The sequence below is a fragment of the Rudaea sp. 3F27F6 genome (genome assembly GCF_005503555.1).
Classification (GTDB): domain Bacteria; phylum Pseudomonadota; class Gammaproteobacteria; order Xanthomonadales; family Rhodanobacteraceae; genus Rudaea.
On record NZ_SCNG01000005.1, the window covers coordinates 103,700 to 125,676 of the forward strand.

Annotated in this window: 15 protein-coding genes; 5 read left to right on the top strand and 10 right to left on the bottom strand. The window is 64.0% G+C overall.

Going from position 1 to position 21,977, the window contains the following annotated elements:
• Positions 1–51 precede the first annotated feature (51 nt).
• Entirely contained in the window at positions 52–2,781 is a 2,730-nt protein-coding gene (locus tag FFS30_RS18075; protein ID WP_171014712.1) for a TonB-dependent receptor, read from the bottom strand.
• A 495-nt stretch (positions 2,782–3,276) separates the two neighbouring features.
• A complete protein-coding gene (locus FFS30_RS18080) occupies positions 3,277–4,014 on the bottom strand; it encodes a copper homeostasis protein CutC (protein WP_137914599.1) in 738 nt (245 codons plus the stop codon).
• Positions 4,015–4,258: 244 nt separating this feature from the next.
• Here FFS30_RS18080 and FFS30_RS18085 point away from each other — a divergent pair, with 244 nt between their 5' ends.
• Positions 4,259–5,740, top strand: a complete 1,482-nt coding sequence (locus FFS30_RS18085; RefSeq protein ID WP_137914600.1) for an alpha-L-fucosidase — start codon at positions 4,259–4,261, stop codon at positions 5,738–5,740.
• On the top strand, positions 5,737–7,107 hold the full coding sequence (locus FFS30_RS18090) for an alpha-L-fucosidase (protein ID WP_171014713.1): 1,371 nt from the start codon (positions 5,737–5,739) through the stop codon (positions 7,105–7,107). The genes FFS30_RS18085 and FFS30_RS18090 overlap by 4 nt, the downstream gene beginning before the upstream one ends.
• A 10-nt stretch (positions 7,108–7,117) precedes the next feature.
• On the opposite strand, the gene FFS30_RS18095 is transcribed toward FFS30_RS18090, so the two are convergent.
• Positions 7,118–7,885 carry a nuclear transport factor 2 family protein gene (locus tag FFS30_RS18095; RefSeq protein ID WP_137914601.1) on the bottom strand — a complete coding sequence of 256 codons (768 nt, stop codon included), beginning with the start codon at positions 7,883–7,885 and terminating at the stop codon, positions 7,118–7,120.
• A 114-nt stretch (positions 7,886–7,999) separates the two neighbouring features.
• Between FFS30_RS18095 and rluF the strand changes: the two genes are divergently transcribed.
• Both rluF and FFS30_RS18105 read left to right on the top strand, forming a co-directional pair.
• Positions 8,000–8,758, top strand: a complete 759-nt coding sequence (gene rluF, locus FFS30_RS18100) for a 23S rRNA pseudouridine(2604) synthase RluF (RefSeq protein WP_137914602.1) — start codon at positions 8,000–8,002, stop codon at positions 8,756–8,758.
• 73 nt (positions 8,759–8,831) lie between these two features.
• A complete protein-coding gene (locus tag FFS30_RS18105) occupies positions 8,832–9,584 on the top strand; it encodes a DUF2225 domain-containing protein (RefSeq protein ID WP_171014714.1) in 753 nt (250 codons plus the stop codon).
• A gap of 49 nt (positions 9,585–9,633) precedes the next feature.
• On the opposite strand, the gene FFS30_RS18110 is transcribed toward FFS30_RS18105, so the two are convergent.
• A complete protein-coding gene (locus FFS30_RS18110; RefSeq protein ID WP_137914604.1) occupies positions 9,634–10,755 on the bottom strand; it encodes a serine hydrolase domain-containing protein in 1,122 nt (373 codons plus the stop codon).
• A 72-nt stretch (positions 10,756–10,827) separates the two neighbouring features.
• Positions 10,828–12,828, bottom strand: coding sequence for an amidohydrolase family protein (locus FFS30_RS18115; protein WP_171014715.1), 2,001 nt, complete (start codon positions 12,826–12,828; stop codon positions 10,828–10,830).
• 133 nt (positions 12,829–12,961) lie between these two features.
• On the opposite strand from FFS30_RS18115, the gene FFS30_RS18120 reads away from it, so the two are divergent.
• On the top strand, positions 12,962–14,287 hold the full coding sequence (locus tag FFS30_RS18120; protein ID WP_137914606.1) for an aspartate aminotransferase family protein: 1,326 nt from the start codon (positions 12,962–12,964) through the stop codon (positions 14,285–14,287).
• A gap of 7 nt (positions 14,288–14,294) precedes the next feature.
• On the opposite strand, the gene FFS30_RS18125 is transcribed toward FFS30_RS18120, so the two are convergent.
• The 5 genes from FFS30_RS18125 to FFS30_RS23930 all read right to left on the bottom strand — a co-directional run bounded on the left by FFS30_RS18125 (position 14,295) and on the right by FFS30_RS23930 (position 21,881).
• Complete coding sequence (locus tag FFS30_RS18125; RefSeq protein WP_137914607.1) at positions 14,295–15,032, bottom strand: TetR/AcrR family transcriptional regulator C-terminal domain-containing protein; 738 nt, start codon at positions 15,030–15,032, stop codon at positions 14,295–14,297.
• Between the two features lie 61 nt (positions 15,033–15,093).
• Positions 15,094–16,482, bottom strand: coding sequence for an ATP-dependent RNA helicase DbpA (gene dbpA / locus FFS30_RS18130; RefSeq protein ID WP_137914608.1), 1,389 nt, complete (start codon positions 16,480–16,482; stop codon positions 15,094–15,096).
• A 58-nt stretch (positions 16,483–16,540) separates the two neighbouring features.
• Positions 16,541–18,304, bottom strand: a complete 1,764-nt coding sequence (locus FFS30_RS18135) for a DUF885 domain-containing protein (protein WP_137914609.1) — start codon at positions 18,302–18,304, stop codon at positions 16,541–16,543.
• A 65-nt stretch (positions 18,305–18,369) separates the two neighbouring features.
• On the bottom strand, positions 18,370–19,221 hold the full coding sequence (locus FFS30_RS18140; RefSeq protein ID WP_137914610.1) for an SDR family oxidoreductase: 852 nt from the start codon (positions 19,219–19,221) through the stop codon (positions 18,370–18,372).
• 53 nt (positions 19,222–19,274) lie between these two features.
• Entirely contained in the window at positions 19,275–21,881 is a 2,607-nt protein-coding gene (locus FFS30_RS23930) for a serine/threonine-protein kinase (protein ID WP_171014716.1), read from the bottom strand.
• Between the last annotated feature and the right edge of the window lie 96 nt (positions 21,882–21,977).

Genomic DNA, 21,977 nt, shown 5'->3' on the forward strand with positions numbered 1-21,977 from the left:
AGAGCAAACAGATATCACGAAATAGCTATCGCAACGAGCGAACGCGTCATCTCAGAATGTCAGGGTTCCGCCTACGGCCACGCGGCGCTCGTTGAGGGTGTAGGCGCTCGGATAAATCGCGCTGGGATTGGCGACGAACTGGATGGTTCGATTGATCGATGAATTGTCCAAGTTCTGCACATCGGCGAACACCGACAGATTTTGATTGATCTTGTAGGCGAGGTGCATATCCACCTGGTTGCGCCCCTGCACATAGGTATCCTGCGCGCCCGAGCCGTTCATGTCGCCCGCCGTCGAGACCAGATATCTGCTGCGGCGGTTGAACGTGATCACGCCGCTGAAGCCATACTTTTCGTAGAACACCGAGGCGTTGTAGGTGTTCTTCGACAAGCCGCTGAAATCGGTGGCAAACGGCACGCCGTATTCCGGAGCGGCGGACTGCTGGCCCTTCGAATACGTTACGTTCATCTCGACGCCGAAGCCGGACCAGAACGAGGGCAGGAAACTGAAGAACTGCTTGTAGTCGGCCTCGACGCCGCGAACGTAGGCGTTATTGACGTTGAACGGCGTGTATATGGTCCAGGTGTAGCCGTTGATGGCTCTCTGGTAATCGCCTTGATGGATGAAGTTGTGTATTTGCTTGTCGTAGAGCGCGACCGAAAACACCGAGGTGGGCAGGAAGTACCACTCGTACGACAGGTCGTAGTTGTACGAAGTGAACGGCTTCAGGCTCGGATTGCCCATGGTGATATGCAGCTGCGTGATATCGACGTTGGGGGCGGGAATCTGGCTGCCCAAGGTCGCCAGCGAAATGGTCTTGCTGGCGGCAAAGCGCAGGTCCATCGTGTCGGTGAGATTAGCGATCAGGTTCAGGCTGGGCAGGAACTGGTGCATGCCGCCGCGAAAGCCGAACTGTGTTTCCGGCGCATGCGTCCATTGCGGCTGCGCACACTTGTCGGTGTAGCACTGGATCTGGATGGAATTGATGTCGTAGAACGAGGTCGTGAATTTTTCCGGATAGTTGATGTAGCGCACGCCGATGTTGCCGCTGATCGGTAGCGGGCTTTCGAACTTGAAGTTCGTCATGACGTAGGCGTCACGCGTGCGTTCCGTCTGCGACCAGATGGTGGAGCCCCAATTCTGCCCGAGCGGACTCGCGCGCATCGCTTCCATCGAACCGCCGAAATACTGGTTCAGCCACAAATTCGGGTTGATGTAGAACATCGGGCTCGGCAGCCCGTTGGTCAGCGGCGACGGCGTGACGGCCGATTGCATCGGCGCAAGATAGCCCAGATTGTTGCCGTTCTGCGCATCGCCGTAGTTGTTGTCGAAGTTGTAGTGATAAGAATTCAGCCGGCGTATCTGCTGGCTGATCTTCGCGCCGAACTTTATCGAGGTGATGAAGCCGTCGTCGAAATTGCGCGTGATGTCCGCCTTGAACGTGCGCAGGCGGTCCGCTCCGTACTGGTCGTAATTGATCAGCTTGTCGTTGCCCCAGGCGTTCGGGTCGGCCAGGTTGATATTCGAGCTGGCGGAAATGCTCGGAACCGGATTGCCGCCGTGGAAGCTGTAGCCGCCGTACATGTTCGGATAATTCGGCGGCGCATAGAGACTGGACGAGATTCCCAATTGCGGGCGCCACCAGAAGTAATCGTCGTGCGTGCCGTTGAACTGGATCGTCTCGCTGAATTGCCAGTTGTCGATCTGGGTGTCGAAATTGAGATTGATGTTCTTGTTGTTCGTGCTCTGGCGCGTGATCGGTTCGATGAAGATGAACCAGGCGTCCGGCGAGTTGATCGAAGTGATCACGTTGTTCTTGTCGGCGGTGAACGTGACCGGGCCGGAGGAGGTGATGCTGCCGTCGCTGTTCTTGATCGGATAGTCGGGAGTGTCCCAATGCTGGAACGGAACGACGCCCATTTCTATCGTCGTCGAGTTCAGCTTCTTCTTCGTGTACAGAGTGTCCAGCGTCACCGTGGTGGAGTCGGTCGGCCGCCACTGCGCCGACAGGAAGCCGGTTTTGGTGTCGACTTTGGAATAACTTTTGCCATACGTGGGGGCTTGCATGTAGTAGAACGGCCCCTGCTTGCCGTCGATCGAACTGATCGTCGCATAACTTCCGTAATCGCCATCGGCGACGGTATTCGCGAAATAGCGCTTGTTCCAGTCGAAGCCGACCGTCAGGCCGAAGGTGCCGTCGGCGAAGATGTTGCTGTACAGCGCGGTGATATCCGGATAATTGCGGTTACCGGTTTTGCCTGGCGAGCCTTGCTCTTTCGCGCTGAGCAAAAATTTTTCTTTGCCGATGCCGAACGGCGTCACCGTGCGCAGATCGACGGTGGCGCCGATGCCGCCTTCATCCAGATCGGCGCGCGAGCCCTTGTAGACCTCCAGGCTGGAAAGAAAATCCGGCGAAATGACGTTGTAGTTGAAGGTGCGGTTTTGCTCGCCGTTCGCGCCGCCGTTCGCCAGGTCCACGGTGGGCATGGTCATGCCGTTGTAGGTGGCCAGGGTGAAGTCCGTGGGCAGGCCGCGCACGCTGACGTACTGGCCTTCGCCGTTGGAATCGCGCGTCATCTGCACGCCGGTGATGCGCTGCAGGGATTCGGCGAGATTGGTGTCCGGGAATTTGCCCACGTCTTCGGCGGATATCGCATCGACGATCGTCGTATTCGTGCGCTTGAGGTTGAGGGCGCGATCCAGACTGCCGACGATGCCGGTGACCTCGATGGTGCCGAGGGTTGCTTTTTCCTCGGCCGATTTGTCGACGGACTTTTGCATTGCGGAATCGGTTGCGGGTGCGTTGGCCTTGGCCGTTTCCTGCGGTTTGGGCTCGCTTGTCTGCATCGTGGATGGAGAGGCGGCATCCGCGGCGAACGCATACATGGGCGCCATGCACGCCATTCCGAGCCCGACGCCGATCGCTTTCACTATCGACTTCTGTTTGATTGACAAGCTACCTTGGTCCATTTTTTTGCACCTCTGATTTGAGAGAGCAGCGCATTGACAAGCCGAATCCGCGCGGTCGGACGCGGCATTCGGCACGAGATTCTTGCGGCAAAATTAGATCGATCCAATTTCGACGTGAACCCACGGCGTGCATATCTCGGTCTGTAGACTACGGAAAACGTCGTCATTCGACGGAGTGTCGAGACGACGGTGCAGTACCGGCAGCGAGCTAGCCCAACTCCCCGTTGGTTTAGATCGATCTAACTATCCCGGCGCGTATTTACTACGATTCGTTTCCGGATGTAACGCCGCGCTGCACCATCCGGTCTACGCGTTCGCAGAACTTAGCGCCGCAACGAGCGCGCGCACGCGCGCGACATCGGTCTGCACGAAATCGGGTTCGAGTCCCGGCAGGTCGGTGCGGCGCAGTCGCATGAGCGAGCGGTGCTCGCCGCCGGCCGAGGCGTGGCATTCGTCGACGCCGCTGCGCGCGACGAGCTCGCCCACGTTGGCCGCGTTGACGCCGCCGCCGGCCATGATCGCGATGCGGCCGTTCGCCTGACGCACTATCTGCGCGAGTGCATCGGCGCCGAGCGCCGCGTTTGCCGCGCCGCCCGACGTGAGTACGCGCTTGCAGCCCAAGGCGACGATCGCTTCGAGCGCGGCTTCGCGATCGCGCGCCGCATCGAACGCACGATGGAAGGTGACGTCGAGCGCACCGGCTGCCGCGATCAGTTGGCGGCACACGCCGCTGTCGATATCGCCGTCGGCATCGAGCGCGCCGATCACGACGCCGTCGGCGCCGGCCTGCACGCAGGCGGCGATGTCGCGCAGCATGACCGCGGTTTCGGCGTCGTCGTAGAGAAAATCGCCGCCGCGCGGACGGACCAGCACGTGGATCGGTATGTGCAGCCGCTTGCGCGCTTCGACGAGCGTGCCGTACGACGGCGTCGTGCCGCCTTCGCGCAGATTGGCGCAGAGTTCGATGCGGCCGGCGCCACCTTCCTGGGCGGTAAGGGCGGAACCGATCGAGGCGGCGGCGATTTCGAGCAGGGTGGTCGACAAGTGGAAAGTACCTTGGTGGAAATGGCGGAAGATTCGGCGGCCCGGTGGCGGCGCGCGGCAAACTCTATCATTCTGCGCGAGCGATCGGACTCGTTGCCGCGGCGCCGCGCACGGCGCAGTGAAAGGCGCTCACTGCGAATTGAAAGATACCCTTGTTGCTTGAGTATATGAATCTTGCTTTTGTATATGAAACAAAATGATCATATAGTCGCGCAGAGAGTGCAATCGGGAGAGGGCAGAGAAAATGAGCAAGTATGTCGTGACGATGTGGGCCGCCGCCATCGCATTGCTGGCGGCGGGATCTGTTGCATCGGCGGCGGTGGAACAAGCCGCGCCGGCCGCTGCCGACGGCACCGCCGCGCCGTTGTCGCCGAAGCTGGAGGCTTGGCGCAAGCTCGGCTTCGGCATGTTCGTGCATTGGGGTCTGTATTCGGAACTCGGCGGCGTCTGGCAGGGCAAGCCGGTGACCAAGGGCTACTCCGAGCAGATCCAGAGCTGGGCGAAGATTGCACACGCGGACTACGCGAAGGTCGCCGAGCGCTTCAGCGCGCAGAACTTCGATGCCGATGCGATCTGCGGCCTCGCCAAGGACGCCGGCGCGCGCTACATCGTCGTGACCAGCAAGCATCACGACGGCTTCGCCATGTTCGACACGAAGTCGACCGACTTCAACGTCGTCAAGCGCACGCCGTTCGGCAAGGATCCGCTGAAACTACTGTCCGCCGCGTGCCGCAAGATCGGCCTCGGCTTCGGCGTGTATTTTTCCCTCGTCGACTGGCACGCGGGCCATGCCTTCGATCCGAACAACAACAATCCGATTCCGCCTTTGATGGAGCCGCTGATCGAAGAGCAACTGCGCGAACTGATGACCAACTACGGGCCGATCACCGAAGTCTGGTTCGACATGTCCTCGCCGACGCCCGCGCAGAGCCGCAAGTTCGCCGCGATCGTGCGCGAACTGCAGCCGCAGGCGGCGATCAACGGCCGCATCTGGAACAACGTCGGCGACTTCGTCACGCTCGGCGACAACGAGGCTCCACCGCCGGGCCTGCAGCCGCCGTTCGAGGTACCCGCGTCGATCTATCACGAAACCTGGGGCTATCGCAGTTGGCAGAAGCGCGAGGGCGCCGCCGAAAAAGTGCGCGAACTCGTGCATGGCCTGAGCGAGGCGCGTGCGCGCGGCGGCAATTATCTGCTCAATATCGGCCCGAAGGGCGACGGTTCCATCGTACCGTTCGAGGCGGAGGTGCTGCGCGGCATCGGCGCATCGCTGCGCGAGCATCCGGCCGCGCTCGAAGTCGGCCGATCGGCGCCGCCGGTCAAGATCGTCGCCGCTGCGGCGGGCGGTTCCGTGCGTATCGCACGCGATCAATGGAGCGCCGGCACGAGCTTCGGTTTCCGCAACGGCTACGAGACTCAGTATCCGACCACGATCGTGCTGTCTGCCGCCGTGTCCTCGCCGAAGGCGCACGCGGCCATGCTGCGTTTCGACGGCGTGACTGCGCCGGCGAACGCGCGTTATCGCATCGCGGTCGGCGATCAGGTGCGCGAGCAGGATGCGCCGTCGCTTGCCGCGGGCATCGGTCCTTTCGCGTTGCCCGCGTCGGGGACGGTGCCGTTGAGCATCCGCCTGGCGACGCCTGCATTCCCGGCCGAAGACCTCGGCCTCAAATTCGACGCCGTGCAACTGCTGCCGGTCGCTGCCGGCAAGGAATCCGCACCGTGAACGTTTCGCGCCGCGATTTCCTTGCCGCTGCCGGCGCGGGCATCGCGGGCGGCATGTTGCCGTGGACGTACGCGCACGCCGTTGCGAGTGCTTCGCCGCCGCGGCCGACGCCGCAGCAATTGCTCTGGCAGCGCGACGAATTCGCGATCTTCGTCCACTTCGGCGTCAACACCTACACCGATCGCGAATGGGGCCTCGGCAACGAGGATCCGCAGATATTCGCTCCGGCGAACCTCGACGCGCGCCAGTGGGCGCGCAGTGCGCGCGAGGCCGGTGCACGCGCAATGATCCTCACCGCGAAGCATCACGACGGCTTCTGCCTGTTTCCGACCGCGACGACCAAGCATTCGGTCGAAAGCAGCCCGTGGCGCGGCGGCAAGGGCGACGTGGTGCGCGAGTTCGCCGATGCCTGCCGCGCGGAGAATCTGAGCGTCGGCCTGTACTGCTCGCCGTGGGACCGCAACGCGTCGGTCTACGGCAGCGACCGCTACAACGAGTTCTACTTCGCGCAACTGAGCGAACTGCTGACGCGTTACGGCGACATCCAGGAAATGTGGTTCGACGGCGCCAACGGCGAAGGCCCGGGCGGCAGGCATCAGATCTACGACTGGCCGCGCACCTTCGCCCTCGTGCGCAAGCTGCAGCCGAACGCAGTGATCTTTTCCGACGCCGGGCCCGACGTGCGCTGGTGCGGCAACGAAAAGGGCATGGCGGGTTATCCGAACTGGGGCCAGGTCGATCCGTCCCAGGTGCCTTATCCGGGCGCGGACAGTCCCGCGGTCGCGAACGCGTTGCTGCATGGCGATCCGGCCGGCAATGTCTGGCGGCCGGCCGAAGCCGACGTGTCGATCCGGCCGGGCTGGTTCCATCACGCGGCCGAGGACGACAAAGTCAAAAGCGTCGAGGCGCTCAACGCAATCTGGTTCGCCTCGGTCGGACACAACGCCAAGCTGCTGCTCAACGTGCCGCCGACGCGCGATGGCGTGTTCCACGCGAACGACGTGGCGCGCCTGCGCGAATGGCGACGCGCACGCGAGGCGCTGTTCGCGCACGATCTCGCCGCAGGCAAGGCGGTGTCATGGAAGCGCACCGGTGAGCGTTCCGCGCTGGCCGAGATCGATCTCGGCGCGGTCGAGCGCGTCGGCATCGTGCGTCTCGCCGAGCAGATCGAACAGGGCCAGCGCATCGCGCGCTACGTGGTGCACGGCACTGCCGACGGCGCGTGGCAGGAACTCGCGCAAGGCTCGACGATCGGCGCGTGCAAGCTCGATCGCATCGCGCCGCAGCCGTTGCGCCGGCTGCGCGTGACCGTTGCCGATGCAATCGCGCCGCCGTTGCCGCTGAGTATCTCGGCTTACGCGGGTTGACGATGCGGCACTAGTCCGCCTTGCGCCGCGCTTCGTCGGCCACGTTGCCGGTTTCGCGCACGACGACGCGGTCGAACGTAGCGCCTTTCAGCTCGGAGAACTCGAAGCGCAGGTCGCGCTCCTTGGCGAAGAACTGGGTCGGCGCGAGCGGATAGATCGCGAGGACCAGCGAGCTTGCGGTCATTTTCAGATGCGTGTCCTCGACGCGGATATCGATGTCGCCGTGCTCTTTCGTCGCATAGCGACCGACGAATTTCGCCAGATCCGCAGGCGCCAGCGCGATTGCGGCCGGCGGCGTGTACGGCGGCGCGCCATGCGCGTAGCTGTAGACCCGGGTCATGCGCCAGCGGCCGTCTGTGTATTCCCACAGATGGTCGAACTTGGCCTGGCCGGAAGGGTATTCGTGCTTGCCCTTCTCGGTGATGAAGAAAAGATGGTCGCCGATCAGCAGGGCGCGGTTGCCCGCCATCGGGTAGAACTTCACCGACCCCGCTACCGCTTCGCGGCGCAGATGCCAGTCCGGCTTGCTGCACAGGTTGTTTTTGATCGAGTCGACCAGGCTCGCTCGCGTTTTCGTCAGGCCGCCGTTGTCATGGTAGAACTCGACGTCCTCGCTGAAGAAGTCGCCGATCGAGGCGGTGTCGCAACTGTTGTACGCACGCCAGAACGCCGCGTCGCCGGCGCGGACCGCCGCCTCGGCATCGGCTTTGGATATGTCGGCGGCATGCGAGCTCGTCGCGGCGCAGGCAAGCAGGAACAGGACGAGCATCGATTTCATCGCAACGAACTCCAGTGGAAGATACGAAGCGGACACGGCCACCAGGCGGCCGGTTGCACGGCCGGCTGCGGCGGCAGCCTATACTTCGCATCTGTATCACCACGTATTCGAGGTATGAACTTGGAGGAACGGCAATCCCCGCCGCCCGCAGCGGAGGCGAAGCGCCTGAACAAATACATCGCCGAGAGCGGCTATTGCTCGCGGCGTGAGGCGGATCGCCTGATCGCGGAACGGCGCGTCACCCTCAACGGCCGCCCGGGCGGCATCGGCAGCCAGGTCGGCGAAGGCGACGAAGTGCTGATCGACGGCCAGCCGCTGCTGCAGCGCCGTACCGACGCGCGCGGGCGCAAGCACGTCTACATTGCGCTGAACAAACCGGTCGGTATCACCTGCACGACCGAGCGCGAGGTCAAGGGTAATATCGTCGACTTCGTCGATCATCAGGAGCGCGTCTTCCCGATCGGCCGCCTCGACAAGGATTCCGAGGGGCTGATCCTGCTCACCAGCAACGGCGACATCGTCAACGAAATCCTGCGTTCGGAGAACAACCACGAAAAGGAATACCTGGTCGGTGTGAACAAGGCGGTGACGCCGGAGTTCCTCGCCGGCATGGCGCGCGGCGTGCGTGTGCACGGGCAGATGACCAAACCGTGCAAGACCTCGCGCATCGCCAAGTTCGGCTTTCGCATCGTGCTGACCCAGGGCCTCAACCGGCAGATCCGCCTGATGTCCGAAGCGTTCGGCTACCGCGTCACTCAACTGCGCCGCGTGCGCATCGTCAACGTCAAACTCGGCGCGCTCAAGCTCGGCCAGTGGCGCAATCTGACCGAACAGGAGCTGCGCGGGCTGTTGCCGCAGCGCACGGACTGGTAAAGGGAACGCGGGCCATCCGCTGCGGTCCATGGTGGCGGCCCGGCTCGCGGCCGCATGAACGGAGATCGGCATCGTGAATAGGCGTATCGGCAGCAAGCTGTTCGGATTGGCCCTGATCCTTTCTGCTCCAGTGGGGGCGACGACGTGGGGGCCGCAGCAGGTCCCCGATCCGATCAAACCGGGCGGCGTCTGTCAGGTTTCGGTTCCGGCGAGCTACGGCTCGTACATCTACAATTGGCCGTCCAAATACGATCAAGTCTTTTGGCCGCTGACCGATACGCACGGCATCTGGTTCTGCGCTTCTTCGGGATTCGTCGCCTTTATCGGCGATTTCAAAGATATGACGGACGCGGATCGCGCCAAGATCGCGGCGTACCTGGCGAAGAATCACAAGCCCGGCGCTGAACCCGAGCTGATGGACAAACTGCAGCGCATGGAAGACTTATATGCGCTGCGGACCAAGGACAAGACTTTCCAGATCACTCTCCTGCGTGCGCTGGCCTATCTGCACGAAGAGCATGGCGATCAGGCCGGCGCGACGCGCCTGCGGCACAAAGCGCTCGAGGAAATCCGTCGGGTGTTGACGGCGGAACCGGGAGAGCAACAGCGATTCGAATATCTTTTCGTGTCCGCCGCCTACGAACGCAAATTCGGCAACGATAAGGCGTCCGACGAGGCGCTGAAGAAACTCGACACGGCTCTGGCCAACAACAAGAACGAAAAGCTCGCCGACTACGTGAAGTATCTGACCGAGCTAAAGCAGGACGTGCCGCGAATCGCGCCCGGCGGGCGGCTCGCTCCCGAGCTGCTCGACAAGAAGCCCTGAGGCCGGCGCAATACCTACATCATCGGCACTGCGCGCGGCAACCGTTGCATCACAAGGTCGCGATGAACAGCGGATTGGGATAGAGCAGGCCGACGACCTTGCTGATCACTTCGCGGCCCTTGTCGCCGTTGGTCAGGATCACCGCGCCGACTTGTTTCTTCGGATCGAAGAACACCTGCGTGCGCACGCCCCAGTCGGACCCGCCGTGGTCGATGACGGCGGTGCCGTTGAGGTCCATGATCTCCCAGCCGAGGCCCAAGCCGGCGGTGCCGCTGCAGGCGTCCGCTGCGAGGCCTGCCTTCGTGCAGACGTCGCGCAGTTCTTTATCGCTGACCGTGTTGCGCGTGCTGACCATCTGCTGGTCGGCGATTTCGCGCGTCAGCCCTTCGCGGCGCATGACGCTGATAAGGAATTTCGCGTAGTCGGCGGCCGTCGTGCGCACGAGGTCGGCCCCGGTCCATTGGTTGGATTCTTTCGGCGCGGTTTCACCCTTCGGCCCGTGCGGTTCGGCGAGGCGGCCGGCAAACCAGTCGCGTCTCGTGTACGCGGTTTCCTTCATGCCGATCGGATCGAACACGTACGTCTGCGCAAGTTCTTCGAATGGCTTGCCGATCCTTTTCTCGGCGAAACGGCCGACGTAGTCGTAGCCTTCGCCCGAGTAGCCGGTACGCGTGCCGGGTTCCCATTGGAAGGTCAGCACGCCCTTGGTCTGGCGGCGCCAGTTCTTGAAGCCGGTCTGATGCGTCAGGGCGAGGCGCGCAGTCAGCAGTTTCGCCCAGGGATTGTCCTTGACGTCGGGATCGACCCAGTACGGATACATCGGCTCGTCGAGCGACAACTGGCCTTTCGATGCGAGGCGCAGAATCAGCTCGGCCGAGATCGGTTTGGTCAGCGAGGCGAGGTTGTACAGCGTCTTCTCGGTTGCCGGCACGCCGGGGCTTTGTTCGCCGTAGACGGCAGTCCAGGCGAGCTTGCCGTTCTCGATGTAGGCGACGGCGACGCTCGGCACGTCGGACTGCTGCAGCCATTGCGGTGCCTGCCGGTCCAGTTCGGCGCGTAGCGCTTTCGCCGCGGCGGAAGGCCGGGCCGATTCGTTCTTGATCGGAGTCGAAGCACAGGCTGCGACGAGGAGCATCGGCAGCAGGCAGGCGATGATGCGGTTTCGGATCATGGATTTCCCTCGGCGGACGCAACGCCGGGTTGGATACAAAACCGCGGAAAAAGGTTGCAAGCGCGGCGCAGATCATTTCATCGGCGCTATCCCGAGCGAATTCTCGATCGCGCGCGGATCGAAAACCTTGCCGCCCTTGATTACGGTGCTGATCTTCTTCAGGTCGTCGATATCGCGCGCGGGATCACCGTCGATCAGGATCATATCCGCGTACTTGCCGGCGGCGATCACGCCGAGGTCGCGCTCGACTCCCATGACCTGGGCCGAAGTGAGCGTCGCCATGCGCAGCACCTGCGCCGGTGCGATGCCGGCACGAACGTAAAGCGCGAGTTCGTGATGCAGCATGTAGCCGGCCAGCGCATCGGTTCCCGGCACGATGACGACGCCCGCATCGTAGAGCGCTTTGAGCAAACGCAGCATGGAAAGAATCGCCGCGCGGTAGGCTTCTTCGTGGCCCTTCGGCACTTCGTAGGCGCCGCCGATCAAGCTGCGGCGGACTTCCTGCGGGAAACGATAGGCGACGTTCTCGACGCCGGGCGTTATCTGTTTTGGGCTGCCTGCAAGCCGCGCTTCGAGCAAACCCATGGTCGGGTCGAGCACGGTGCGGTGACGCTTTAGAAATTCGATGAAGTCGCGCACGGCCGGTTTGTCGGGGGGGAAATCGCGTGCATGCTCGGCAACCTTGATGAAGCGTTCACTCAGTAGCGTGGTTTCTCTGACCCGTGGGTAGAGAAAATTCAATTCGACGTAGTTGAAATGCTGGATCTCGTCGGCGCCGGCTTCGATGAACTGGCGCGCGGACATGAACGCCGGCACATGACCGCTGAGGCGCAGGCCGCGCGCGTGCGCACGGTCGGCGATCACCGGCACGAGCTGCGGCTTGAGCGACATGTAGACCTTGATCTGCACGTAACCGTGATCGGCATACCAGTCGACCGCGCGGATCGCTTCCTCCGCGCTGTCGGCGAACTTGCCGACCGGTACCGCGTTCGGCCCGGTACCGTCGATGATGCCCGCCTTGAGCACACGCGGACCGATTTCGCTGCCGTCATCGAATCGGGCCATACGCTTGAGGAACACGCCCGTGTCGTTGGCCAGATCGCGCGCGCTGGTCACGCCGTTGGCGATGTCGAGCATACCGTCGACTTCATCGAAATGCTGATGGTTGTCCCATAGCCCGGGCATGAGGAAGCGCCCGTTCGCTTCGATGATTTCGGCGTCGGCGCGCGGCTGAAATTCTGCGTCCTGGGCGATGCGTACGATACGTTCGCCGCGGATCAGCACGCTGGTGTTTGCCGTCACGGACAGATCGCGCGGGTCGAACAAGCGCGCATTGCGGATGACGAGATCGCCTTTCGGTGCGTGCGTGAGCCGCGCCGCGGCGTGTGCAAACCAGATCCGGTTCGTATCGTCCTGGGCTTCGAGCAAATTCTCCACCTCGCGCTCGTGTCCCGGGGCGATGGTCGACAGCCACGTCGATGCGACCGCCGCGGTCGCGCCGCTTTCGTCGAGCCACACGGACCGCGGCATGAAACTCAGTCCGGTGATTTGGTACTGAGTCCATTTCGCCGGCTTGCCGTTGTCGGTTGAGGCGATGCTGCCCTCGGTGGTGATGCTTGCCAAGCCTTCGGGCAACAGCGCGAGCCGATGGTCCGGCGCTTTCAACAATGCTCGTGCTAGCACGCCATAAAACTCGGGCGGCGGATTCGCCGGCATATAGAAAGCGGAAGCTGAGAGCGTGCGCTGCCCGCGCTCGCCGGTGTTCTCCCAGTTCGCGACGCCGTCGTGCAGCGAGAAATGTTCGGCGACGGGCGCTTTCATATAGTCGACGCCGCTGCTTTCGTATTTCAGCGGAATCCCGGAGGAATCGAGCGACCAGGTCGCGGTGATGTGATCGCCGTGGCTGCGGTCGTTATACGTGTATTCGACGCGTGCATTGCCGTCGGCTTTCGAGCGCACTTCCTGCCAGCCGGCGCGGTGGGCCTGCATCAGGATGCTGTCACGTCGTACGGTCTCGCCGGCCGTGGCGTTACAGGCAAGCAGGGCGAGAAGAAGGAACCCGTCGGTACGCATGCGCTTTCTCTCAATATTGCCAATTTTCGTTGTACAACGTACAGTGTTTTTGTTCAATGAGCAAATAAATAAGTATCTGAAAGAGGAGTTCATCATGACATTCAGATATACAACGTACATTTTGGTGTGAAATATGACTGCCGTGCTGCAGCGCTCGTTATCCATCACTTCGCCGCTGGCGATCGCCGGAACGGGGGCATTTCTGCACCTCGACGACGGCACGGAGATTCTCGATGCCTGCGGCGGGGCTGCCGTTGCATGCATAGGCCATGGCAATCGCCGCGTGGCGGAGGCTGTTTCGCGACAGATGCGTTTGTTGAGCTACGCCCATACCGGCTTCTTCACTTCGGCGCCGGCGGAAAGCCTCGCGGAAATTCTCGTCGGACACCGGCCTGGCGGCATGTCGCGCGCACTGTTTCTGTCGTCCGGCTCGGAAGCGGTAGATGCCGCGGTCAAGCTCGCGCGCCAATATTTCGTCGAATCGGGGCGGGGTGAACGCAGCCACATCATCGCGCGTCGGCAGAGCTACCACGGTGCGACTCTGGGCTCTCTCTCGATCGGCGGCCATTGCGCCAGGCGTGCGCCTTACCTGCCTCTGCTCTCGCCCTGGGTCAGCCATGTGGCGCCTTGTTTCGCGTTCCACCATCGCCTGCGGAACGAAGACGATGCCGCGTACGTCGCGCGGCTGGCGCATGAACTGGAGGCGGAATTCCAGCGCATCGAGCCCGGCAAGGTTCTCGCGTTCTGTGCGGAAACGGTCGTCGGCGCCACGACAGGGTGCGTGTCTGCGGTGCCCGGATACTTCCGCGCAATGCGCCGGGTCTGCGATCGCCACGGTGCGCTGCTGATCCTAGACGAGATCATGTGCGGCATGGGCCGCACGGGCCGCCTGCACGCATGGGAACTCGAAGATGTCGTTCCGGACATCCAGATCATCGGCAAGGGGCTCGGCGGCGGCTATCAGCCGATAGGCGCCGTGCTCGTTTCCGAGCGCATCGTGCAGGCGCTGTCGGCCGGCTCGAAGGGTTTTATGCACGGGCAGACTTACCAAGGCCATCCGGTGGCCTGCGCGGCGGCTTACGAGGTCCAGCGTATCATTGCCGAGGAAGGCTTGGTCGCGGCGGCGGACCGCAGCGGTGCCGTGTTCCTGCGTCATCTCATGCACGAACTCGGCGCGCATCCGCACGTTGGGGACATTCGCGGGCGCGGCTTGTTCGTCGGCATCGAATTTCTGCAGGATCGCGCGACGAAACGCGCGTTCCCCGCTGCGTCGTCCATTGCCGATCGAGTGCGGCAGGCCGCTTTCGATCACGGCTTGCTGGTCTATCCGGGAACGGGAACCGTGGACGGCGAAGTCGGCGATCACATACTGTTTGCGCCGCCGCTGAATTCGACGCCCGATCAGCTTGAACTGATCGTCGAGCGATTTCTGCGCGCGCTTGCCGCGGTGTTTGGCTGAGGCTTTTTCAGGCCCTGGCCACGGGCCGCTTTTCGTGTGTGGACAGCAACTCGATACCCGACAGCACCTGATCGATGAAGCTCTCGAAGCTGTCGTCCAGCGGCGCCTCGCCGCCGTTTTGCCAGCGCAGGATAAACGCCTTGTTGGCCAGCAACGGAAGATTCGCGGCGAGTACGGGATGTTTGGCGGGATCCACGTTCAACAGGCGTTTCTGCACCGCCGACTGCCACGTATCCTGTTCCGGTACGGGAGAGAACTCCTGGATGACGAAGCCGATCAGCGAGGCAATGATCGCGTTGTAACCGGCCGTCAGCCGGCTGCCGCTAAGACCGGCGTTTTGCAGCGCGCCGAGCACGCCCTCGACGAAATCGAAGTCGATGCTCAGGTTGCCGACCAGATGCGCGCCGACCAACGGCGCCACATTCGGATGACGACGTACCGAATCGCGATAGCGATGGAACATTTCACGCAAATAGCGGCGCCAGTTTTTGTCCTTGCGCGAGGGCGCCACGTTGCGGAAGACCGTGGCGACGACTTCGGCGAAGATGTGGTTCTTCGTCGGCACGTGCCAATAGATTGCCGTCGGATAGACGCCGAGGCGCTTGGCCAGATCGCGCAGATTGAATCCGTCTACGCCGCGCTCGTCGATTTCCTCAAGAGACGCTTCGATTACGCTTTGGCGCGACAGTTCCTGCCGGGTCGAAGCGGGCTTCTTGCGGAGTTGTTTTTTCGAAGCGGCGGTCATCGCAGCATACTGCGTGAAGCGGCGTCTCCTGTCCACGAAGGAGACACAGCGAGAACGGCTTTCAGAATCTCGCGATGCGGAACTTGCGTCCCTTGATTCCGCTCGCGCGCAAGCGGTTCAGCGCCTTGTCGGCAAGGCCGCGCGCGATGGCGACGTAGGAGCGCGTCGGGAAGATGTCGATCTTGCCGATCGCATCGCCCTGGAGGCCGGCGTCGCCGGTCAGCGCGCCGAGGATGTCGCCGGCGCGCAGCTTGTCGGTCTTGCCGCCGTCGATGCGCAGCGTCGCCATCGTCGCAGGCAGGCCGTCGTGCGATTTCGCATTCGATGCGGGCAGTTTCAGCCAGCGCAAGGATGCGTCGGGATTCTTTTCGAGCTCGGCTTTTTCCAGGTCGTGTGCGCGATGCACTTCGCGCGGGGTGACCAGGTTCAGCGCCAGTCCCGTTTTGCCGGCGCGCGCGGTGCGGCCAATGCGGTGGCGATAGATGTCGAGGTCGGGCGGCAGCTCGTAGTTGACCACCGCGGCGAGATCCTTGATGTCGAGCCCGCGCGCCGCGACGTCGCTCGCGACGAGTACGCGGCAGGAGCGGTTGGCGAAGCGCACGAGCACTTCGTCGCGGTCGCGTTGTTCGATGTCGCCGTGCAGGGCGAGCGCGGCTATGCCCTGGTCGCCGAGTGCCTCGACCACGTCGTCGACATCGCGGCGCGTATTGCAGAACACCACGCTCGACTCGGGCCGGTGATGCAGCAGCAGGGCGGCGAGCGCGGCCGGTTTGCGCGCGAGGTCGATCTCGAAGAACTGCTCGTCGATCTCGGGCCGCTCGGTTTCCGCGGCGACCGTCACTTCGAGCGGATCGCGCAGCGTGGCGCGTGCCATTTCGCGGATCGCGTCGGGGAACGTAGCCGAGAACAGCAAGCTCTGGCGCGACGACGGCGTCTTGCCGACGATCTCGCCGATCGCCTCGGCGAAACCCATGTCGAGCATGCGGTCGGCTTCGTCGAGCACGAGCGTACGCAGCTTGGCCAGACTCAGGGCGTGCTTGCGCAGCATTTCCTGCACGCGGCCCGGCGTGCCGACGACGACGTGCGAGTCCTTGCGCAGGCTGGCGAGCTGCGGCCCGAGAGCGACACCGCCGGTCAGGGTCAGCACCTTGAGGTTCGGGATGTCGAAGGCGAGGCGGCGGATTTCCTTGGCGACCTGATCGGCCAGTTCGCGCGTCGGGCAGAGCACGAGCGCCTGCGGTTTCACCTGAGCCGGATCGAGGCGTTGCAGCAGGCCGAGGCCGAAGGCGATCGTCTTGCCGCTGCCGGTTGGTGCCTGCGCGATGAGGTCGCGGCCGGCGAGCATCGCCGGCAGGCTCTGCGCTTGCACGGCGGTCATCTCGGTGAAGTTCAGTGTCGCCAGAGCCTTGAGCAGCGGCGCGGCGAGGGGGAGCGAGGAGAATTCGGACATGCCGCCATGATCGCATGCGCGGGCAAAAAATGCGCCGCGCAGGCGATGGTGCGGCCGGCTAGAGCGTCGGCGAATCGTCGCCGAGCAGCGCGTGGCGCACGATCTTGATCGGCGCCGCACCCTGCTGCATGAACTCGTCGTGGAATTGTTTCAGATTGAATGCGGCGCCGCGCTTCGCCGCGACGTCGGCGCGCAGCTTGAGGATTTCGAGCTTGCCGAGGGTGTAGTAGAGATAGGTCGGATCGCCTGTGCCGCGCTTGGTTTCGACCGTGCCGACCCCGCGCGACTGATAGCCTTCCTTGACGAAGAAATCCACCGCCTGGTCGAAGGTGAACTGGCCGGTGTGCAGTTTGATCCCGGCGATGAAGCGCGCGTTGCGCAACAGCGCGTCCTGGAGCTGACCGAGGCGCAGCAGTTTCTGCCGGCGCGCATCGGTCGGGAACAGCGCCTCAGCGAGGCCCTCGTCGAGCATCATTTGTTCGCAGTAATGCGCCCAGCCTTCGATATTGGTATTGGCGCCGAGCAGCTTGCGCACGCGGTCGTGGATCTGCTGCATCCAGAGGAACTGCACGTAGTGGCCCGGATAGGCCTCGTGCGCGGCGACGACGGTGATGACCGGATAGCTGAACTGCGCCATGAATTCGTCGACGCGTTTTTTCTCCCAGCCGCTCTCGGGCAGGGTGACGTTGAAGTAGGCTTCCTTGGCCTGGGTTTCGTAGGCCCCCGGCGTGTCCATCGACGCAAACGTGGTCGCGCGCATGAACGGCGGCGTTTCTTCGAGGGTCGGCCGCACATCCGACGGAATCGCGATGATCTGCTTGGCGTCGATGAACTTGACCAGGCCGTCGAGCGTGCCGCGGAACGTGTCGAGCAGTTTCTTCGGATCGGGATGATCGGCGGCGAGATCGGCGAGCACCTGCTGCGGCGTTTTGTCCGGTTCGAGTTCCTTGGCGACCTTGGCGAACTGCGCCTGATTCGCGCGCAGGTTGGTCATGTCGATCTCGACGAGTTTGTCGAGCGGAATATCGACCATCTCGTCGTACTGCAGCTTCTTCGCGTAGGTGTCGGCGCCGAGTTTGAAATCGCCGTTCGACTTCGGCAGCAGGTCTTTCTTCAGCCACGCGGCGTAGTCGCTCAGCGACTTGATCACCGCGGCGTTGGCTTCGGCGAACTGCTTCTTCGCCGTGGCGTCGTCGACGTCGGCGAAGGCGGCCGGCACGTCGTTCTTGAAGAATTCGATCAGGCCGGGCACTTGTTCGAGCGCGATCTCGGTGAAGATCTTCGGCGGGTTTTTCAGGTTCGCGCGCGCGGCGGCGAGCGCCGCGGGCATCTGCTTTTCACGCGCGACGAGCAGGCGCAGGCGCTCTGCCGACGGCGCGAACTTGCGCTCCATGATGACGAATGCGCTGTTGGTGATGCCACTCGAATACGTGTCCGGGTTCTTTTCCCACGGCCGGATCGTTTCCAGCGTGAGCAGGGTGCTGCGGATATTGCCGAGCACGAGGTCGCGGTCGCCGCGCGCCATTTCGCTGAGCGGCAGCGGATCGAACGCGGCGAATCGCGCTTCGTATTTCTTCAGCTCGGCGATCTGCCGGTCGATCTGCGCACGCGAATAGTCTTCGAGCTTGTCGTCGTACTTGTGGATGCCGGTCTGGGTCGCCAGGGTCGGATTGTTCGGGAAGTAATAGTTGTCGAAAAATTCGTCGGCCATCGCCGCGAAGGCCATGTCGGGCGGCACGACCGGAGTGAGCGCGTGTACGGCGGGAACGAACGATGCGGCGAGCAGGACGCCAATCAGCAGCTTGTGCGGCAAAACAGGCATGACGCGGAATCCTCGTACTGGATGGAAGCGGTGGATGCGGACGCGGCGCTGGCTGCGCCGCGCAGTCACTTCTTCTCTGCGCCGCCGGCGACGCGGAACTTCTTGCCCTGGCGCGCGGACATGCGCGCGGCGAGGCGGTCGGGCAGCAACTTCAGCGCGCCCTTGATCGTACGGTTGAGGCGGCCTGGGATATACACCGCTTCGCCGCGCTCGACTGCGGCGAGGCCTTCGCGCACCACGCGGTCGGCGTGCATCCACATCCATTTCGGCATCTTCGAAACGAGGTCGCGCGCGCCGTTGACGTCGTGGAATTCGGAATAGGTGAAACCGGGGCAGAGCGCGCTGACGTGCACGCCGCGGTCGAGGTTTTCGAGCGCGAGCGCCTGCGAGAACTTGATCAGATAGGCCTTGCTCGCCGCGTACAGCGTGTGTCCGGCGGGCGCCGGCACGTGCCCCGCGAGCGAGGCGACGTTGACGATGCGGCCGTAGCCGCGCTCGCGCATGCCCGGCAGCAGGCGATAGGCGAGTTCGGTCGGCGCGGTGATCATCACCTGGATGAAATCGGCATGCACCTGCCACGGCTGCGAGAGCAGGCTACCGACCACGCCATAGCCGGCATTGTTGACCAGCAAATCGATGCGCAGGCCGCGCTGCGCCAGCTCGGTGCAGAGCGCGACCGGCGCGTGCGCATCGGCAAGGTCGGCGGTGATGCAGTCGACCTCCACCCCATGCGCGGCCTTAAGCTCGGCGGCGAGTGCGGCGAGCCGGTCCGCGCGCCGCGCGGTCAGCACGAGTGCGTGGCCCGAGGCGGCAAGCTGGCGCGCGAATTCGGCGCCGATGCCGGCGGAAGCGCCCGTGACCAGGGCGCGGCGGACGTTCGCGTCCGATGTCGTTGCGGCGGATTTTGCGGCGGTCATGCGCGCAGAATATCAGCAAGGCGGCCGCCGCGCCGAACGCGCAGGCGGGACGCTCAACGCGCCTGCAGTTTCGCCAGCGATGCGCGTGCGCGTTCGGCGCCCGTACGCACGAGTTCGACGATGTCCTGGGTTTCCTCGTCGATCATTTCGGGAATCTGCGCAACCAGCTTGTTCGAGTTCTCGAACAGGACGATCGACTCGCGCTTGAGTGCGATGCGCTCGCTCGCCGGCAGATCGGTTTCCTCGCTGCGGCGCAGGCTGAATTCCGCCCTGAGGGCATCGACCCACGCGCGCACCGCGATCATCTGGCGCTGACCGGAAAGATACTCGGGCAATTGCTGCACCATGCGCTCGACCACAGCGAGTTCTTCGAGCTGCACGCGCGTCGCCGAGTTCGCGCGCAGTTCCATCTCCGCCTGCTGCAGGCGCATGCCGATACGGTTGATCTGCGCGGTGGGCTGGCCCGGATCCTGGCGCTGCATTTGCTCGTCGTAAGTGCGCGCCTTGGCGTAGTAGGCGCGCGCGGTGGTGTAGTCGCCGCCCTGCGCCGCGATCGACGCGGCGATGCCCGATTCGAGCACGAGATTGACGAGATTCTTGATGTTGTGCGGATCTCTGGCATAGAGACTTTCCTGCCGGCGGATCGCATCCTCGGCGTACGCGAGCGCCTTCGTCTGGCGCTGCGGATCGTCGTGGTCCTCGACCTGTACGCGCGCGCGGTAGAGCGAAGTCGTCGCGAGCGCGTTGCCGATATCGTCGCGGTCCTTGTCGTCGGTGGCGACGCGCAATGCGGTCTCGTAGCCCGCGAACGCGTCAGCAAGCAGGACGAGGCGCCGCTGGTTGGTGATATCGATGCCCGGAGACTTGGCGAATTCGGCGAACGCGTTCGCGCGCGCCTGGATCAACGCCGACGGCTCGCCGGCATCGGGCGTTTCGCGCGCGAGCGCGGCGGCCGTCTCGAAGTGCGCCTTCGCCGCGGCGAATTGCTGCGCGTCGGCTTCACTGCCGGCAAGCAGGGTCTGCGCCATCAGGCGAGGATATTTCGATTGCCTGTCGGCGGGTGCGAGCGCGTCGGCACGCTTGACCGCGTCGAGGGCGAGACTGGCGGCCTTGGCGCGCTGCGCCGGCGGCATCAGTGCGCGTTCCTGGATCTGCGCGAGCTTGATGTAGCCGATCGCGGTTTCGAGCAGCAGCGCACGGTTGTCGCCCGCGTCGGCGCCGAGCCGGCCGAGATACTCGACGCCGGTGTCGAGCAGAGTCTGCTGCGCCTTGCCGGTGCCGGGCACGTCGACGATCTGCAGGAACACGTCGCCGACGAAGCGGTTGGCGAGGTCGCGCACGCCGTTGAAGTGACGTTCGGCGCGCAGCGTTTCCGCGCGCGCGACACGTGCCTGGTGCAGGGCGAACGCGGACAGCGCGAGCAGGCCGGCGACGGCGAGCGAACCGAGGCCGACGCCGAGGCGATGACGCACGAGGAACTTGCGCGCGCGGTAGGCGAGCGCACCATCGCGTGCACGCACGGGCCGGTCGGCAAGATGGCGCCGCACGTCGTCGGCAAACTGTTCGACCGAGGCGTAGCGTTGCGCCGGTTCCTTGCGCAGCGCCATCAGCACGATCATGTCGAGGTCGCCGCGCAGCGCACGGCGCAGGCGTTCGGCGTCGAGCGTCGGCGTCGCCGCAACGGCGTCGCGGCGGCCCGGCTCGGTGACCGTCGAGCTCGGCCGCGCCGGATCGGTGCTGACGATCTCGCGCACGAGCGCGTGCAACTGCGAATTGTCCGAGCGGTACGGGCTGCGCCCGGCGAGCAGGCGATAAAGCAAGACGCCCAGCGAGTAGACGTCGCTCGCCGTGGTGATCGCCTCGCCCTTGACCTGCTCGGGGCTTGCGTATTCCGGCGTGAACGCATGGATCGTGGTCGGCGCGCCGGCACCGTCGCCGCCGGCGTCGAGCAGGCGCGCGATGCCGAAGTCGAGCAGCTTCACCGTTCCGTCGAGGTCGACGAGGATATTGCTCGGCTTCAGGTCGCGGTGCACGACCAAGCGCTGGTGGGCGAACTGCACCGCCGCGCAGACATCGCAGAACAGCAGCAGGCGGTCGCGCACGCCGAGCGCGCGGCGTGCGCAGTAGCGGTCGATCGGCTCGCCGTCGACGTGATCCATGACCAGATAGGGCAGGCCTTCTTCGGTCGTGCCGCCGTCGATCAGGCGCGCGATGTTCGGATGTTCGAGACCGGCGAGGATTTGCCGTTCGATGCGGAAGCGCGCGGCGATCTGCTCGCCGCCAAGGTCCGGACGGATCAGCTTGACCGCGACGATCTTGCGGTACTCGTCGTCGTCGCGCACCGCCTTGAACACGCTGCCCATGCCGCCGCGCGCGATCTCGCCGACGATGCGGTACGGGCCGAGGCGCCGGCCGATCCAGTTCGGCGCGGGTGTCGCAGCGCTGCCTGCTGCGGATTCGAGCATACGCGTGTCGAGCTGCGGCGGCTGTTCGAGGAAGCGGTCGCCGCCGTCGGCGCTGGCGATCCACGCCAATGCCTCGCGGTACAGCGACTCGTCGCCGCCGCTGCGTGCATGCGCATGTGCCTCGCGCCCGGCGGCGGGCAAGTCGAGACATTCGCCGACGATGTCGGTGAGTTTCTGCCAGCGATCCGAATTCATAACCCCTAAAGCGAAGCGCGACCTGAAACGGCTCATCCCGCGGGCGACCCCTCGCCGCGGACCCCGATGAGCCGCTTTTGCCGATTCTACGCTCAA